The organism is Microbacterium sp. SLBN-146, from assembly GCF_006715145.1.
In the GTDB taxonomy this organism is placed as follows: Bacteria; Actinomycetota; Actinomycetes; order Actinomycetales; family Microbacteriaceae; genus Microbacterium.
This window is the reverse complement of record NZ_VFMR01000001.1, coordinates 1150413-1167381: the sequence shown is the minus strand read 5'-3', so window position 1 is coordinate 1167381 and position 16969 is coordinate 1150413. Positions and strand designations below refer to the sequence as shown.

Annotated in this window: 14 protein-coding genes; 3 read left to right on the top strand and 11 right to left on the bottom strand. The window is 70.5% G+C overall.

Annotated elements, in window-relative coordinates; genetic code table 11:
* Positions 1-47: 47 nt before the first annotated feature.
* Positions 48-716 carry a TetR/AcrR family transcriptional regulator gene (locus tag FBY39_RS05055; protein ID WP_160132937.1) on the top strand — a complete coding sequence of 223 codons (669 nt, stop codon included), beginning with the start codon at positions 48-50 and terminating at the stop codon, positions 714-716.
* An 11-nt stretch (positions 717-727) separates the two neighbouring features.
* Here FBY39_RS05055 and FBY39_RS05050 read toward each other — a convergent pair whose 3' ends face one another.
* The 3 genes from FBY39_RS05050 to FBY39_RS05040 all read right to left on the bottom strand — a co-directional run bounded on the left by FBY39_RS05050 (position 728) and on the right by FBY39_RS05040 (position 3737).
* Complete coding sequence (locus FBY39_RS05050) at positions 728-1774, bottom strand: helix-turn-helix domain-containing protein (protein ID WP_141930731.1); 1047 nt, start codon at positions 1772-1774, stop codon at positions 728-730.
* 110 nt (positions 1775-1884) lie between these two features.
* Positions 1885-2868, bottom strand: coding sequence for a prolyl aminopeptidase (gene pip, locus FBY39_RS05045; RefSeq protein WP_141930729.1), 984 nt, complete (start codon positions 2866-2868; stop codon positions 1885-1887).
* Complete coding sequence (locus FBY39_RS05040) at positions 2865-3737, bottom strand: neutral zinc metallopeptidase (RefSeq protein ID WP_141930728.1); 873 nt, start codon at positions 3735-3737, stop codon at positions 2865-2867. Before FBY39_RS05040 ends, pip begins: the two co-directional genes overlap by 4 nt.
* Before the next feature lie 188 nt (positions 3738-3925).
* Here FBY39_RS05040 and FBY39_RS05035 point away from each other — a divergent pair, with 188 nt between their 5' ends.
* Both FBY39_RS05035 and FBY39_RS05030 read left to right on the top strand, forming a co-directional pair.
* Positions 3926-5647, top strand: coding sequence for a sodium:proton antiporter (locus FBY39_RS05035; protein WP_141930726.1), 1722 nt, complete (start codon positions 3926-3928; stop codon positions 5645-5647).
* Between the two features lie 58 nt (positions 5648-5705).
* Complete coding sequence (locus tag FBY39_RS05030; RefSeq protein WP_141930725.1) at positions 5706-6176, top strand: recombinase family protein; 471 nt, start codon at positions 5706-5708, stop codon at positions 6174-6176.
* A gap of 274 nt (positions 6177-6450) precedes the next feature.
* On the opposite strand, the gene FBY39_RS05025 is transcribed toward FBY39_RS05030, so the two are convergent.
* Genes FBY39_RS05025 through FBY39_RS04990 form a run of 8 tightly spaced genes read right to left on the bottom strand, consistent with a single transcriptional unit; the run spans position 6451 to position 16943 of the window.
* Positions 6451-7188 (bottom strand): hypothetical protein, encoded by a 738-nt coding sequence (locus tag FBY39_RS05025; protein ID WP_141930723.1) that lies wholly within the window; start codon positions 7186-7188, stop codon positions 6451-6453.
* Positions 7185-8876: a serine/threonine-protein kinase gene (locus FBY39_RS05020; protein WP_141930721.1), complete on the bottom strand. Its 1692-nt coding sequence runs from the start codon at positions 8874-8876 to the stop codon at positions 7185-7187. The genes FBY39_RS05025 and FBY39_RS05020 overlap by 4 nt, the downstream gene beginning before the upstream one ends.
* Positions 8873-10231: an FHA domain-containing protein gene (locus FBY39_RS05015; RefSeq protein WP_141930719.1), complete on the bottom strand. Its 1359-nt coding sequence runs from the start codon at positions 10229-10231 to the stop codon at positions 8873-8875. Before FBY39_RS05015 ends, FBY39_RS05020 begins: the two co-directional genes overlap by 4 nt.
* On the bottom strand, positions 10228-11046 hold the full coding sequence (locus FBY39_RS05010; RefSeq protein ID WP_141930716.1) for a PP2C family serine/threonine-protein phosphatase: 819 nt from the start codon (positions 11044-11046) through the stop codon (positions 10228-10230). The genes FBY39_RS05015 and FBY39_RS05010 overlap by 4 nt, the downstream gene beginning before the upstream one ends.
* The gene (locus FBY39_RS05005; RefSeq protein WP_141930715.1) at positions 11043-12365 is read right to left on the bottom strand and encodes an RDD family protein; all 1323 of its coding nucleotides are present in this window, start codon (positions 12363-12365) and stop codon (positions 11043-11045) included. The genes FBY39_RS05010 and FBY39_RS05005 overlap by 4 nt, the downstream gene beginning before the upstream one ends.
* A complete protein-coding gene (locus tag FBY39_RS05000) occupies positions 12362-14728 on the bottom strand; it encodes a transglutaminase domain-containing protein (protein WP_141930713.1) in 2367 nt (788 codons plus the stop codon). Before FBY39_RS05000 ends, FBY39_RS05005 begins: the two co-directional genes overlap by 4 nt.
* A complete protein-coding gene (locus FBY39_RS04995) occupies positions 14725-15972 on the bottom strand; it encodes a DUF58 domain-containing protein (RefSeq protein ID WP_141930711.1) in 1248 nt (415 codons plus the stop codon). Before FBY39_RS04995 ends, FBY39_RS05000 begins: the two co-directional genes overlap by 4 nt.
* On the bottom strand, positions 15972-16943 hold the full coding sequence (locus FBY39_RS04990) for a MoxR family ATPase (RefSeq protein ID WP_141930709.1): 972 nt from the start codon (positions 16941-16943) through the stop codon (positions 15972-15974). Before FBY39_RS04990 ends, FBY39_RS04995 begins: the two co-directional genes overlap by 1 nt.
* Positions 16944-16969: the final 26 nt, after the last annotated feature.

Sequence of the window (16969 nt, the reverse complement as noted above, 5' to 3'; positions counted from 1 at the left end):
GACCTCGCGCGTGACCTACGCTGGCGTGGGGGGACGAAGGAGATATCGTGCCACGCCCGTCCCCGGCTGAGACCCGCGAGCGACTGTTGCGCGCCGCCGCAGCAGAGATCCGCCTCCATGGATACGCGGGGGCCTCACTGTCGTCGATCGCTGCGCGACTGGGGATGACGAAGGGCTCGCTCGCCTACCACTTCCCCTCGAAGCGCGATGTTGCGCTGGCGCTCTTCACCTCGATGGAGCACACGCACGGGGAGCTTCGGACCGGTGTGGCGGACGACGGGTTGCGCGGCATCCGCGCCCTGCTCACGCTGCTGGCACGCACGACGTCGCGGGGACGCACCGACCCGGTGTTCACGGCGGGCACGTCGCTCATCGTGATGTCCGGTGCGCTCCCGTTCGAGGTGCCGAGGGTCTTCGACGACCTCATCACGGCGTACGCCGCTTCGCTCGACGAAGCACGCATCGACGGTGAGATCGCTTCGGACACCGACGTCGGACAGGCCGCGGAGGACATCCTCGCGAGCATGATCGGATCGTGGATCGTTCGGGCGCGAACGCCGGATCGCCCCGACACGCCACCCCTCCGCCTTGCCCACGCCGTCTTGCACTCGATCGGCGTCGCCGACTCCGAGGATGTGCTCCGAGACCTCACCGACAGGGGCCTCGCCCCGTGGCTCGAGGCCGGCGAGCACCTCCGCGCACAGACGACTCCGTGATCGAGAGCGCCTCACTCTTCGACGAGCGACATCGGCATAGCGCTCATGACGCTGCTTTCGCGTTCCTGACCGCCGTCGCGATGACGCCCCGGAGTGGTGCCGAAGACGCGACGGAAGTGACCGCGCATGACCCCCGGCGTCGAGAAGCCCGAACGCGCCGCCACTTCGCTCAACTGCAGGCCGGGCTGATCGCGCATGAGGCGCTCGGCGGTCTGGAGGCGTCGCTGGGCGATCATCCCGGCGATCCCGCCCGCATCGGGGAAGGCCCGGTAGAGCTGCCGGCGCGACATATGGAGTTCGCGCGCGATCTCGTCGACTCCGAACGTCGATTCCCGGTGGTGCCTGTCGATGCTCCGCAGCGCCGCCTGGCGCACTTCCGTGGCCCGTGATCGTCGTCCCGCAGCGGCGAGGGTCGACTCGGCGAGAGCGCTGACGAGGGTCGCCACGGTGTCGTCGCATCCGCTCGACGGGGGTTGCTCGTCGACGAGACCCGCGATAAGCAGGGTGCCGAGGTACGAGATCGTCGCGCGCTGTTCGGGTGACGACGCCGACATCGTCGGCCCTCGCAGCGCGAGCTCGCGCGCCAGCCCTCGCATCCGCTCCACGGGAACCATCGCGACGAGCAACTGGACCTCGTCTCCCGAGCCGTCGATCACGACGTCCATATCATCCGTGACGAAGCCCACCGAGGGCGGAGCGAGCAGCACGACCTGGTCGCCCCGGCGTACGCGAAGCCGACCGCGCAACGGTGCGACGAAGAGCACGGACGGCTCCTCGGACGCGGGGATCGACCACGACGCCGCTCCTCCACGTCCCGAAGACAGGCGCACGTCGCCGAGAGCGACCGTCAGGACGGATGCCGTGGCGCGGGCGTGCGCCGGATCCACCCTGCCCGGAATCGGCGCCGTGCCGATGACGCGGCCCGGGTGTGCGCGCGCGTGCTCGATGAGCCCCTGCGCCGCCGGACTCCGCCCGTCGAGCGCAGCGATCCACTCTTCCGTCACGCGCGGGTCGACGTCGACGACGCCACCGACCGCTTCGCGTAGAACTCCACTCATGCGTCGTCCCCCCAGACTCGACAGTGCAGACGCACGATACTAGACGCACGTCTATACGTCACGGATTGTACACTCCGTCGATCCCGGCGATCAGAACGCCTGTGGATAACTCACTCGCCGTCGGCGAACCGATCCGTCGCGGCGCGGAGGGCATGGGCGATCCCCGGTTCGAAGGCCGCGTGACCGGCATCCGGAACCATCACGAACTCGGCCTCCGGCCATGCGCGGTGAAGATCCCACGCCGTCATGGCGGGCGTGCACATGTCGTAGCGACCTTGGACGATCGTTCCGGGGATGTCGCGGAGCACGCCGGCCTTCGCGATCAGCTGCCCTTCGTCGAACCATCCGCCGTGGAGGAAGTAGTGGTTCTCGATCCGGGCGAAGGCCGTCGCGGCGACAGGCTCCGTCATCCCGGCGACGAGGTCGGGGTCAGGACGGAGCGTGAGCGTCGATGCCTCCCACTTCGACCACGCGATGCCGGCAGGCACGTGCACGGCAGGGTCGGGGTCCACGAGGCGCCGATGGTAGGCCTCGATGAGGTGCCCGCGCTCGAGCACGGGAATGGGGGCGATGAACTCCTCCCATTCGTCGGGGAACACCGCCGAGGCCCCACCCTCGTAGAACCACTCCAGTTCGGACCTGCGCAACGTGAAGACGCCGCGGACGATGAGCTCCGACACGACGTCGGGATGCGACTGCGCGTACGCGAGCGCGAGCGCACTCCCCCATGACCCGCCGAAGACCTGCCATCGATCGATGCCGAAGTTCCGGCGGAGCAGCTCGATGTCCGCGACCAGGTGCCACGTCGTGTTGTGTCGCAGATCGGCGGACGGATCGCTCGCGTGCGGCGTCGAGCGTCCGCATCCGCGCTGGTCGAACAGGATGATCCGGTAGCGCTCGGGATCGAAGAAGCGCCGGTGCCACGTCGATGTTCCGGCTCCCGGCCCACCGTGCAGGAAGACGACGGGCTTCCCGTCGGGGTTGCCCGACTGCTCCCAGTAGAGGCGATTCCCCTCCCCGGCGATGAGCTCACCGGTCTCGTAGGGTTCGATCGCGGGGTACAGGATCTCGTCGAGGTGTGCTGGACCGCTCACAGCTGGACTCCTCGCGCGAACGTGTCGCACACGTCCACACCGCCTTCGTATCCGGCATGGAACCAGCGTTGGCGCTGTTCGCTCGACCCGTGCGTCCACGTTTCAGGATTGGCGAAGCCACCCTGCGACTCCTGGATGTGGTCGTCTCCGACCGTGCCCGCGGCATCCAGCGCGTCACGGATCTCCGCGTCGGTCGGCGCCTGCAGGAAGGGAGTGCCGTTCTCGTCGACCTGCTCCGTCATGTCGCCCACCCATGCTCCCGCGAAGCAGTCGGCCTGCAGCTCCGTCCGCACACCGTTGCTCTCGGGGCCCGTGCCGTTGTTGGGGTAGCTGTCCATGATGCCGACGATCTGTTGCACGTGATGTCCGTACTCGTGCGCGAGCACGTAGAGCTGGGCGAGCGGACCGGCCGACGCGCCGAAGCGCTCTCGCAGGAGGCCGAAGAAGGTGGGGTCGACATAGACCGTCTCTTCGGGTGGGCAGTAGAAGGGACCCGTCGCGTTCGACGCCGTGCCGCATCGCGTCGGGGTCTGACCGTCGACGATGATGAGCTGCGGGGCGCGATAATCCTGCACGTTCTGCTGCCAGAACTGGTCGATCGCGACGGATGCCGCAGCCAGGCGGCAATCATCGCGCTCGTTCGCATCGGCACCCGTCTCGCAGTTCTCGATGACGGTCCCCTCGGACGAGCTGCCTCCGGGAACGCCGCCCCCGCTCAGGATGCTGGAGAAGTCCTGCCCCGTGAAGAGGTTCAGGAGCAGCACGGCGATCGCCCCGATTCCGACGAGCCCACCGCCGGCCACGGCGACGCCGGCGCCGCGCCGTTTGGCGGTATTCCCCCCGACGCGCGCGTTGTCGTTGAAGGTCATGCCTCACGGTATCGCGCCGCAGACCTCACGGCCGGGAAATCGTGCGGTCACGCGGCAGATCGGAGTCGTGCTCCCGGCATCCGCACGGGGCAATAGGCCCTCCGCGTCGGCAATAGGCTCAGTGCCATGACTTCGCCGCTCTCCGTCGTCGAGCCGGGAACCCCGCAGCAGGATCCGAGGGGGCGGCGATGATCGATCCCCTCGTCCTCGTCATCCTCGGCATCGTCGTCATCGCGGTCGCCACGTCGATCGGCCCGCGGCTCAACATCGCCGGACCTCTGCTCCTCATGCTCCTCGGGCTCGGAGTGAGCCTCCTCCCCTTCGTCGACGTGCCCGAGATCGATCCGGAGATCATCCTCGTGGGAGTCCTGCCTCCCCTGCTCTACTCGGCGGCGGTCTCGTTGCCGGCGATCGAGTTCCGGCGGGACTTCCGGCCGATCGCGGGACTGTCCGTCGTGCTGGTGCTCTTGACGGCGGTCGCTCTCGCGTTCTTCTTCATGGCGGTCATCCCGAGCCTGCCCTTCCTCCTCGCCCTGGCGCTCGGCGCCATCCTGAGCCCCACCGACGCCGTCGCGACGTCGATCGTGAAGCGACTCGGGATATCCCGGCGCGTCACGACGCTTCTCGAGGGCGAAAGCCTGCTCAACGACGCGACGTCGCTCATCATCCTGCGCGTCGCCGTCGCGGGCGTCGCCGCGGGAGGCGGATTCTCGCCGGGGACGTTCGTCGGCGCCTTCGTGTGGGGCGCCGTCATCGCCGTCGTGATCGGCGCCCTCACGGGATATCTGGCGCTGCGGCTCCGTGCGCTCGTGCGCCATTCGGCAGCCAACACCGCGATCGGCTTCGTCGTCCCCTTCGCGGCCTACCTGCCCACGGAGGAGCTCGGCGGGTCGGGACTCGTGGCATCCGTCGTCGCGGGAATCGTCGTCGGTCAGGGTGCCGCACGCCGCTTCACTCCCGAGCAGCGACTGTCGGACGAACTCAACTGGCGGACCGTCGAACTGGTGCTGGAGGGCGCCGTCTTCCTCCTGATGGGGCTCGAACTCAAGTCGATCCTCGACGCGAATCTCGGCAGCGACCACGGCATCTGGCACGGGCTGTGGCTCGCCGCGGCGGCGCTCGGGATCGTGTTGGTCGTGCGCGGAGCGTGGGTGTCGATGCTCGTGTGGATCCAGTCGAGACGCGCGCGCACGAAGGAGCGCGAGCGGCTCGAAGTCTTCGAGGCGCGCATCGACGAGTTCGCCCAGTCGTCGCCCGAAGATCGCCGGGGCAGTCCCGCGCTGCACGAGAAGCGCGTCTCGGGCGCGCGGCGGCGGCTCGCCCGCGCTTTCGCGGACCTCGACTACTACCAGGCCTCGCCGCTCGGGTGGAAGCACGGCTCGATCATCGCGTGGGCGGGGATGCGGGGCGTCGTGACGCTCGCCGCCGCCCAGACGCTCCCCCGCGAGACGACGGAGCGGCCGCTGCTGATCTTCGTCGCGTTCCTCGTCGCGGTCGGGAGTCTCGCGCTTCAGGGGTTCACTCTGCCGTGGGTCGTCCGGGCGCTGCGCCTGGACGGCGGCGACGAGGACATCGTCGACCAGGCCGACCAGAAGCGCATCGATGAGGAGCTCCGGGTTGCCGCGGCATCCGCTCTTCACCGCGGGGGGCTGACGCGTCTGGACGGCAGCGAGTTCCCGGCGGAGTTCGTCGAGCGGGTGGGTTCGCGGTTGACGACGCCGCCCGACGAGGAGACGACGGCGCGAGCGCGAGACGTGCTCGAAGTGCGGCTTCTGCTGATCGAGGCGATGCGCACGCGGCTGGTCGAGATCTCGTCCGACGGAACGTACAGCACGGCTGCCCTGCGCCACGCTCTGGCCGAATTGGATGCCGACGAGCTGAGCCTGCGCCTGCGCCTCGACGCGGAGTGACAACCGTCGCCCGGCCGCACGTTCATGGGCGACAATAGACGGGTCGAAGGAGCAGGACATGACGGAAGCGACGGATGCCGCGACGACGCGCGACGCCGATCCGGTCCTCGACACGGGCGCGATTCCCGTCCCGCATCCCGCTGCGGAGTGTCCCGAGTGCTTCACGGAACTGCGTGTCGATCGCGATTGGTGGCTCGCCCGGCCCGAGGGCTCGCGCCTCGTCGGACTCGTCGTGTCGCGTGACGACATGCCGCCGGTCGTCGAACAGCGCAACCTGTTGTCGCGTTTCGGCGTGCCGATCGAGGGCTTCCGTCATCCGTCCCCTGAGACGCTCGAGTCGTGGGAGGAGCGCCTCGTGCGCTTGTTCGGACGCCTCGACCGCGGCGACGTTCTCGTCGTCGCCAATGTCCACGCGCTCGGCCGCGACATCGACGAAGAGACCCGGACGGTCGCGGAGCTCCACAGCCGCGGCGTCGTCGTGAAGGTCCTGAGCCACGGCGGCCGCCACCTCTACGACTCGGGCCGCTGAGGCATCCCCTCCCCCCTTCCTTCGGCGGCCCCGCTTCGCCGACGGCCCGCTTCGCCGCCGCCCCTTCCGCCGCCGCCCCTTCCGCCGAGAAGACCCGAACTGCTGCAATGTCGGCCTCGGCGCAGCACTTTGCGTCTTCTCGCCGAATCGGCACGGGGCCCGCAACGGGGCTCGACCTTCCAGCATCCGTCGGGGCCATCACGCCGAACAGACCCGAACTGCTCCGAAACCGGCCGCCGAGCGACGGTTTGGGTCTTCTCGGCGGAGAGGGGGGTTACTCGTCGTCGGGGGACGGGCCGCGGGGGTCGGCGAGGAGGGTGACGTCGTCGAGGAGGGGGAGGTCGTCGCGCGTGACGAGGCGGGCTGCGATCGCATGCTCGACCAGACGCACGCGGCGGTTGGTCGCATACGAGCGCACTCCGCCGCGCATGCCGGGGACGCCGATGCGGTCGAGCTTGTCGCAGACGTTGTCCAGCTTGCGGTTGAAGCGCGTCAGAGTCCACCCCAGCCGCTCGGCCGCCTGGCCCGACGTCGGCAGCTCGCTCATCCCCGAACCCTCCCGGCGCAGCACGGGCTCGGCGAGCGCGAGGATCATGAGCTTCTGGCTGAGCGTCAGGGGGACGTCGCCGATCGTCGACAGGCCGTCGTCACCCGTCTCGTCGATCCGCAGATTCTCGTGGAACGTGGGTGCCGTCGACGTGACCGTGAGCTCGTAGGTCGTCGGACCCGCGCTGAAGATGACGGATGTCGATGCGAAGACGAGCGGCAGACGGGCACCGGGTGCGAGCCACGCCTGCACGCGCCCGCCCGAGTCCGTCACGGTCGCCGACAGGCGACTTCCGACGTTCGAGAGCAGCCAGAGCCCCTCGATGTTCTCGATCGTGAGGAAGTTGCGGTGGAGGAACAGGTTGTCGTCGATCGACAGATCCCCTTCGCGACCCACCGTGAAGACGTCGTCCGGCGAAACCGCGAACACCTCGCCGGCGAACTCGACCGTCAACTCGCCGGTCATGGAGCGCACCCCGTGACCGACTCCGAGGACTGCCCGTTCGACCGCGCCGTCAGCACCTCGATGCACGTGCGCCCCGACGGGTCCGCGGGGACCGTGACCGACGTCTCCGTCGTGCTCTCGAACGCCGCCTCTCCGCCGGCCGCATCGACCGCCCACAGGAAGTGGTCGCCGTCCTGAGGGTCGGGGTGCGTCCAGGTGAACGTCACGCCTTCCGCGCCGGCGACGCCCGTGAGCGCTTCCGGTGCCGGGACGAGCGGCGACACGGGATCGAGCGGAACGGCCGTCGTGTCGGGCGGTGGCGGGGTGGGGTCTCCTCCCGCCAGGATGCCGGGAAGCGAAACGCCCACGATGACCGCCGCGATGACGGCAAGGCCTCCTCCGACGAGCGACCACGTCACCGCGGTCCGACGCGATCGCCGCGCGGGCGCCACGGCAGGTGGCGCGGACGACGGGGCCTCGACCGCGGGCCCCGTGCGCGCCTCCGGCGGCGGAGGGAGCTCGGGAGAGGCCGGCCGCGCGGGTTCCGTCTCGGTCGGGGCGACGGATGCCGCGGAGACCCGCTCCCTCGGAACCGTCTCGAACGGGTCGGATGCCGGCGCCGCCGGAGGGCGGAGGACCGTCTGGTCGAGAGCGTCGGGGCGGACCACCGTCTCCAACGGGGCGGGTGACGAATCGAACCGCGGCGAGGCGGGTGCCGTTGTCGCCGAGGGACGCGTGAGACCTGCCGCGGGCGACGTCTCGGGATCGATGCTGACGACCCCTCGCACGCGCGTGAGCCCGTCGCCGTCGTCCGTTTCGATGTCGTCCTCGGGCAGCGCGTCGTCGAGGATGTCGATCGGCGTGACGGAGTGCGAGAGCTCGATCTGCACCTTCTGCAGCGCTCGTGCGAAGGCGAGCGCCGACTCGTACCGGTCGGCGCTGTTCTTCGCCGTCGCGCGTTCGAGCACCCAGCGCAGCGACGTCGGCGCGTCGGCGCGAGCGAGAGGCGGCAACGCGGCGGTCTCGATGCGCTGGATCAGGTCGGCGCCCGTGTTCCGCTCGCCCGGGAACTCGAACGGCGAGCGTCCGGCAAGCAGCGTGTAGACGGTGGCTCCGAGCGCGTAGACGTCGGACCGCGGATCAGACCGCGGGACGTCTGCGAAGGATTCCGGCGGCGACCAGGGGATGGACAGACCCGCCGACTCGGCCGCCGCGGCCGTCGTCGAGGCGATTCCGAAGTCGGTCAGCGCGGGACGGTTGTACTCCGTGACGAGGATGTTGGCCGGCTTGATGTCACGGTGGAGGACCCCCGCACGGTGAGCCGTCTCGACGGCCGCCGACACCTGCACACCGATCCGGAGCGACTCGGCGACCGAGAACGGCTCGCGCTTGTATCGCACCTGCAGGTTCGGTTTCGGGCAGTACTCCATCACGAGGTACGGCCGACCGTCGCCCGCGACGCCGGCCTGGTAGATCGTCACGATCGCGGGATGCGTCGACAGCATCGCCATGACGTTGGCCTCGGCGGCGAACTCGTCGACGGCGCCGGTCGACATCCGCTCCGTCAGGAGCACCTTGACGGCCACGCGGCGCCGAGGAAGCTGCTGCTCGTAGAGATAGACGTCGGCGAAACCGCCCGACCCGAGCACGTCGAGGTAGGTGAAGCCGGGCAGGTCCGGCGGCGTCATCGGGACGCGCTTGGCGCTCATCCGAGGTCCTCGATCGCCACGGTCACGCCGTCGCCGAGATCGAGGAGGTCTCCCGCGACGACGACGGTCGCCTCACCGGGATGGAGCCGTACGGGGTCGGCGCCCGGACGATGCAGCGTCGTGCCGTTCGTCGTGTGCAGATCGGTCGCCACGATGCTGTCGCCTTCGGCCCGCAGCTCCACGTGACTGCGCGAGATGTCCTGCTCGGGGCTCTCGACGGCGACGAGGTGCGGAAGGTCGGTGCCGACGACACGGGTGGATCGCGGTCGACGCCCGATGACCACGGTGCGATCCAGCAGGAGCACCTGTCCCGTCGACAGGCGCACACGGCCGGGAGCGGGCGGGCGCGGCGGCGCGAGCGGCGGAGGTGCGGAATCCGACACACCGCCGCGAAGACGGCGCGCTTCCGCGAGCGAGATCGTCGCACCGTCGTGGTCGCCGTCCGCCGGGGTGGAAGCGGGGGTGGGACGCGCGATCGTCGCGGCCAGTTCGTTGTCGATGACGGATGCCGCATCAGCCCCGGTCGACGGAGAGGATGCCCGCGCGAACGTGGAGTCGCCCGGCAGGAGGGTGTCGGCTCCCGCCGCGGTCAGAACCGTCGCGGAGTCGATGAGCCCCGGCGTGGTGGGGGCCGGCGCGGCAGGTGCCGGCTCTGGTTCTGGTTCCGGCTCCGGCTCCGGCTCTGGTTCCGGTTCTGGTTCCGGTTCCGGCTCCGGTTCTGGCGCAGCCTCGCCCGCGCCTTCGGGCGCCGCGTCCGCGTCCTCCGCACCGTCAATCTCGTCCTCGACCGCGGTCAGGGGAATCGTGTCCTCCCCCGCCAGCGGATCCTCGACGTCCGACGGCTCGACCGCAGGCGCAGCCGAGACGACGGACACCGGCGACGACACGGACGCGGGGCCGACGGCATCCGCCTCATCACCGAAGTCGACACGGATCGCCGACACGAGCACGATGCCGTCGCAGATGGGATACTCCGCGACGCCGCCCTCGGTGCCGTCGAGGATCGATACGCGGCGCACACCGGGAAGGCTCCGCTCGGTCCACGTCGTGACACCCGAGCCGGACAACGACTCGACACCCGACGTCGTCTCGACGTCGATCTCGAATGGACCGCGCACCACGACGCGCACGCCCGTCGACTCCTGCAGAGCGACCGCGAACGGCGGGATCGCGGCGAGCGACGTGCCGAACGCCCCCGTGAGCGCCTCGAGCACGGCGGGAAGGCCGCGTCCGGCGGCAGCTTGAAGCCAGACACGCTCGAGGAGCGTGAGAGGCACGTCGGCCCCGACGACGACGACCCCGTGATCGGTCACGACGGCTTGGCGTCGTCCCGGTGCGTATCGACCGACGATCATGAACGATCCCCTCCTGCCCCGACGCGCGGTCGGGTGTCTTCGTCGACATCGTCGACATCGTGGGGGGCGATGTTCTCTCGTGTGTGAACGGCGACGGCATCGACGACGATCGCGGTGATGTTATCGCGTCCACCGTGCAGCATGGCTTCATGGACGAGCCGCGTGGCGGCGGCTTGCGGGTCGGCCTCGGTCTGGAGGATGGCGTCGATCCGCCCCCGTCCGAGTTCACCCGTGAGGCCGTCGGAGCAGACGAGCACCCGGTCACCCGGCTGCGCGGGGATGACCCAGTAGTCGGCCTCGGCGTTGCTGCCGCCGCCGATCGCGCGCGTGATGACGTTGCGCCGCGTGTCGGAGGCGGCGGCGACGGGATCCAGTTCGCCGCTGTCGATGAGCTCCTGCACGAGCGAGTGGTCGACGCTGATCTGCTCCAGTTCACCTTCGCTCAGGAGGTAGGTGCGCGAATCGCCGACGTTGAGCGTGAGCCAGCATCCGACGCCGTCGACGTCGGCGAGCACGACACCCGTCAGGGTCGTTCCCGCGCCCTCCGCCGCGAGGGGCAGATCCGCGACGCGATGGCGGGCCCGCTCGAGCGCCTGACGCACGTCGCGCATCGTCGACGTCGACGGACCCCCGACGAGCTCCGCGAATGCGGCGATGACGGCGGCAGACGCGACTTCGCCCGCCTGGTGTCCGCCCATCCCGTCAGCGACGAGGAAGACGGGGGAACTCGCGATGTGTGAATCCTCGTTGATGCGCCGGCGAAGCCCCGCATCCGTCGCGGAGCCGGAGACGACCTCGATGAGCGGCGGGTTCATGATCGCTCCCCCACGGTGGCGCGGCGATCACCGAACTCCAGCACGTCACCTGCCACGAGGGTCGTCCGCGTTCCTGCGACGAGTTGCTGGCGTCCCCCTCCGCGCACGAGCGTCGTGCCGTTGGTGGAATGCCGGTCGAGCACGTAGACGCCGTCGGCGGCGGGTCCGATCTCGAAGTGCGTCTTGGAGAGCGAGAGCGTTTCGTCGCGGATCGATGCGACGACGGCACCGTCCTCGCGTGCCGGATTCCGACCGAACAGCGTCCGCGTATAGACGGCTGTCCGCGTGCCGTCGTCCCACGACAGCACGGTCAGTTCGCGGCTCGCCGCGGGGGCGGTGGCCGGGGCAGGAGCAGCGGCGCGCGTCTCGTCGATGTCGAGTTCGTCCGTCGCCGGCGCCGCTTCAGCCCGGGGTGCGGGGGGCGCCGACACCTGCGGAGGCGAGAGCGGAGCGGCCGGTGCGGGAGCGGCGACGGGGGCAGTCGGTGTCCGGGATGCCGCGGGCTCCGGGTCGATCGTGATGCCCGGGACACTCGAGATCATCGCGCCGGGTCCCGTCGGCGCGGAACGCGACGGCTCCGGGCTCTGCACCGGAGACACGGACTGCGGCGACACGGGCGGGGGCGACACGGGCTGCGAAGGCATCGGCAGCGGAGGCACCGGCGGCACTCCCGTCGCGGGTGCCGGGAACGCGGGCGGCGCGAACGCGGCCGCACCGGGGAAGACGGGGGCGCTCCCGGGAACGGGGGGCAGAGCGGATGCCACGGCGGTCGCCGTCGCCTGCGCTGCGGCGGAAGGCAACTGCGCGGCGGCGGCCGGTGCCGACGTGGAGCCGCGCCCCCCGGCATCCGTCGTGTTCACGACCAGCGTGTTCGCGACCTTGTCGTGCCAGCCCTGACGCCTCCCCGACGAATCGAAGAGCACGGAGAAGTAGCCGACGATGACGTACGCGGCGAGGCCCCAGATGAGGTTGCGCAGCAGGGCCCGGCCGAAGCCGATGGGCGCCGAGTTTTCCGCGTCCGCGAGACGGATCCGCACGAGACGCTGGCCGACGGATCCGCGGCCGCCCTGCATCCACGTGTACACGACGACCCAGACGAGCCCGATGAGGGCGACGACTCCGTAGACGGCGAGGATCGCCATCGCGAGAGCGGCATCGTCGCGGATGCCCGCGGGCTGCGCGACGGCGACGCCGATGACAGCGGCGACGACGAGGACGACGGTGCTGATCGCGAGGTCGATCAGGTAGGCGCCGGCGCGACGACCGAGCGACGCGGGCGCGGCGCTGACCTGCGCGGAGGCGGTGGTCGGCTGGCTCATTCGGTCTCCGATTCCTCGGGGGCGTCGTCCTTGGCGGCCCGCGGTGTGCGTTTCGGGGTGCGCGGTGCCAGCGCGAGCTTCGTGCCGGCCAGCAGGGAGCGCAGACTCAGTCTGGCCCGCAGGCGCTGCCAGGGCGAGCGCCGCGTCGCCATTCCGCCGACGATCTCGTCGACCTGACGCCAGAACTCCTCGACGTCCTCCGGCGAAGGATCGCTCGGTCCGAACACCTCCTGGTCGGCCCGACGGGCGAGCGTGACGACGCGCGTCTCCTCGAAGGCATCGCCGACGACAGCGGCATCCTCCTGGCGGGTCGCGCCCTCGCGGACGGGTGTCCCGAAGTCGACGGCACGGTCGACGAGCTCGTCCCAGCCGCCGCTGATGCGGTCGGATGCACGCTCCGCCTCACGACGACGGCGACGGCGCGCGGCCTTGAGCAGGCCGATCACGATGAACGGCGAAGCCAGGAGCGCGAGCAGACCGAGAACGCTCACGGTGATCAGCAGGATCGTGCCGAGGAGTCCGTTTCCGGCATCGTTCTCGTCTTCGCTCTCACGGTCGTCCGGAACCGTGAGCGGAAGGTCGACAGGCTCCTGCTCGGGCGGCGGCGGCTGGAGCACCTGCGGCTTGGGGTCGGCGCGCGGCTTCGTCGTCTGGTCGTTCGGCAGCTTGTCTTCGGGCGGGGTGGGGTCGAACGTGACCCACCCGGCATTCTCGAAGGCGACCTCGACCCACGCGTGGAGCGTGTCGCCGGTCGCCTCGAAGACGGCCTCCCCCGCGGCATCCTCGTCGGGGTAGAACCCCATGACGACGCGCGCCGGAATGCCGATCTCACGCGCCAGAAGCGCCATCGCCGTCGCATACTGCTCGTCGTCGCCGACCATCTGATCGCCGCCGAGGAGCGTCGTGATCCGCTCGGCACCGTGGCCCGCGCGCGAGATCACCTCGCCCTCGAGTCCGTGGCTGAAGAAGCCTCCCTCCGCCAGGAAGCTCTCCAGGGCACGCGCCTGCTCGATCGGGGTCGCCGCGTCCGCGACGGCCTTCGAGGCGATGTCGGCGAATTCCTGGGGAACGCCCTCCTGGCGGGGCAGCTTGAGGGGGGCGAAGGCCTCGTCGGCGAGGCGCTCGTCGCTCGGCGAGACAGGGAGGATCGTGTCGAGCGTGTAGCCGTCGCCCTGGGTCAGTCGCGACGTCACGACGCCCGTACCGGTCGACTCGTTGTAGTGGGCGGTTCGCCGCAGTTCGTCGGCGTTCTCCCCGTCGAAGACGACATCCGTCACGGCACCGGCCTCCGGCATCCAGACCGCGTTCCACGCATCGATGTCGAAGCGGAGTGTGACGGGGGTGCCTTCGGCGTCCTGAGACATCTCGCCGCGCACGGGACGGAAGGCGCTCGACGAACCAGCCCCTTCGTCGGACACGTTGTACACGGTGCCGCTGTAGGCGTCCATCGCCGCGACGCGGACGCGCGCCTCTTCGGGAAGTCCCGAGACACGGAAGAGCGACTCGGCGGCGTCGTCGCGGACGAGGGCGCGGAAGCTCTGCAGGGGGCTCGGGTACTGACGGATGTCGAAGGGCGGGATCACGACGTCGCGCAGGACGTACCGCGGTGCGTCGGGGGCCGCGACGGCACTCGTCGTGACGCCGACGACGACGGCGACCGCCACGACGCCCGCGCCGAGGAGGACCCGTCGAGGTGCCGCGCCACGGGAGGCCTGCTCGTCGCCGCCGCCGATCGAGTGCGCCGCGCCGCCGTGCTCCCACGAGCCGCGCACCGAGAGCCACACGACCGCGACGACGGCGAAGACGACGCCCTGCACGACGGGAACAGCGGGCTCCGACGTGCCGATCGCGATCTGCAGCGCGAGGAACACCGCGACCGGGATGAGCGCCCACGCCGGGCGCGACAGACGCAGCGCGAGGCTCGCCGTCAGGACCGCCGAGACGAGGGTGAGGAGGAACGGCACGACGAGATGGCCATCGGATGCCGCGACGGGAGCGACCGTCGTGAGGAGCTGCTTCCATGACGTCACCGACCCGAGAGCGAGCTGCTGCAGCGTGTCGAGCGTCGGCACGACACCGACGACGGTCGTGTGGGGAAGAGCGAGCGCGCCGCCGAAGAGGAAGTACACGAGCACCGTCGCGCCGGCGAGGAGAAGCACGCCCCAGCGCCAGAGCGTCCCCGCGACGGCGATCGCGATGCCGAGGAGCGCCCCGCCGATCGCGGCGACGAGGTACGCGCCCGAAGCGAAGGTGGGCCAGAAGCCTGCGATGGGGACAGCGAGGAGGAGGGCCACGGCGGACAGGTCGAGCACCCACCGGCGGAGCTCGAGTCCCTCGCGTCCATGCTGTGCGTCGGCGGTCATGCGAGCACCTTCCGAAGCGCGGCGGGGAGCTGGTCGAGCGCCCCGATCGTGATGACGTCGGCATCGCCGATCCGACGGAGCGACGGGGTCGCGCCCGCCTCGGCGACGATCGCGAGGGCACGCGCACCGAACGGGAGCCGGGCGCACGCGATCCGCAGCGTCGCGGCCTCCACCGCGCTTCCCGCCACCAGGACGACGACACTCGCGGTCGGGAGGGTCGCGGCCACGACGCCGGAGAGCTCCACGATCCCGCCCTGGCGGGGCCGCGAGTGCTCGACCGCCGAGAGCGAGTCGAGGAACTGCTTGCCCGTGGCCGCGGGGAGCTCCCGCCCCTGGACGCGCACCTCGACGCGCTGCGAGTCGCGGAGCGCCCGCAGGCCGATCGACCCCGCCGCCGAGATCGCGAGCTCGAACTCGTCGGCGTTGCGGTAGTCGGCGGCGCTGCGGGACAGGGCGATGACGAAGTGCGATCGCCGCGTCTCTTCGTACTGCCGCACCATCATCTCGCCGATGCGCGCCGTCGACTTCCAGTGCACGTGGCGTAGGTCGTCGCCGGGCTGATACTCGCGCAGGGCGTGGAACGACACGTCATCGCGCGACAGGTCGGTCGCGGGAAGTCCCTCCAGATCGCGGAGGAACCCGAGCGACTGGCCGTCGAAGAGGACGGTCCGCGGGTGGACGAAGAGGTCGACGGGCTGGTCGCGCCGATGCACGCGCTCGAAGGCGCCGAGCGGATCGCCGCGGACGACGCTCACGGGACCCACCTTGAGCACGCCTCGACGCTGCGTCGGAATCGCGAACAGCTCCTCGGCGGTCTCGCCCGCGGGGAGACGCCGGACGGTGAACACACCACGCCCGGACCCCACGGGGAGGACGACGCGCGAGGGGAGGATCGCGCGCGAGCTCGTGTTCGCGAGCGTCAGCGCGCCGACGGCACGTTCACCGACGACGACACGCGTGCGATTGAGGTCGAGCGTCACGTCGTAGGCGGTCCGGCCGATGAGGAAGAAAGCGCAGAGGGCCACGACGGTCGCGATGACGACGGCCGTGACGGTCAGTTCCCACCAGCCGAGCGTCTGGCCCGTGATCCACAGGACGATGGCGGCGACGATGAGCACCCAGGCGAGGGGACGGATGACCGACAGGATGCCGCGCGCGCGCGCCCACGCGCGCAGGGCCATCCCCTGCGCGCGTTCCCGTCGCTCCACCGAGGGAGCGCCCGATCCGAGTGCCTCCGCCGTCATCAGGCCGCGGACCTCGCCTGCGGTGCCGCGACGGTCTCGAGCGTGCGCGCGATGACGGTCGCGGCGGTCGTGCCGGAGAACTCCGCTTCGGGGTCCATGACGATGCGGTGCGTCCACGCGGGCGCCGCGAGCGTCTTGATGTCGTCGGGCGTCACGAAGTGGCGGCCCTGCGACGCGGCCCAGACGCGGGCGAGGCGGATGATGGCGATCGATCCTCGGACCGAGACACCGAGACGCGTCGCCGGGTCGGTGCGCGTGGCCTCGGCGAGCTGCGCCGTGTAGCGGAGGACCGCCGGCTCGACGTGCGCCGTCGCGGCGAGGTCGGCCATGTCGGCGACGGCACCGGTCGTGATGATCGCGGGGAGGTGCGACGACGGGTTGCGGTCGGCCGCGCCGCCGAGGATCCGCTCGGCGATCTCCAGGTCGGGGTATCCGATCGAGGTCTTGATGAGGAAGCGGTCGAGCTGCGCTTCGGGCAGCTTGTACGTGCCCGCCTGCTCGATCGGGTTCTGCGTCGCGATGACGAGGAAGGGGCGACCGGCCTCGTGCGTCACACCGTCGACGGTCACACGGGACTCCTCCATGACCTCGAGGAGCGCCGACTGCGTCTTGGGCGATGCGCGGTTGATCTCGTCCGCGAGCACGATCGAGGCGAAGACGGGGCCCTTGTGGAACTCGAACCGGTGGTTGGCCTGGTCGTAGATCGTGACGCCCGTGACGTCGGACGGCAGCAGGTCGGGCGTGAACTGGATGCGGGCGCTCGTGCCCTGCACGGTCGCCGCGAGCGCCTTGGCGAGACTCGTCTTGCCGGTTCCCGGCGCATCCTCGAGGAGGACGTGGCCCTCGGCGAGCATCGCCGACAGCACGAGGCCCACGACCTCGCGCTTGCCCATGATGGCTCGGTCCACGTTGTCGACCAGGCGCGTGAAGGTGCCCTCGAACCAGGTCGCCTGTTCCGGAGTCATTGTCATGTTCGGTGTCTTTCTGTTGAAGCGGA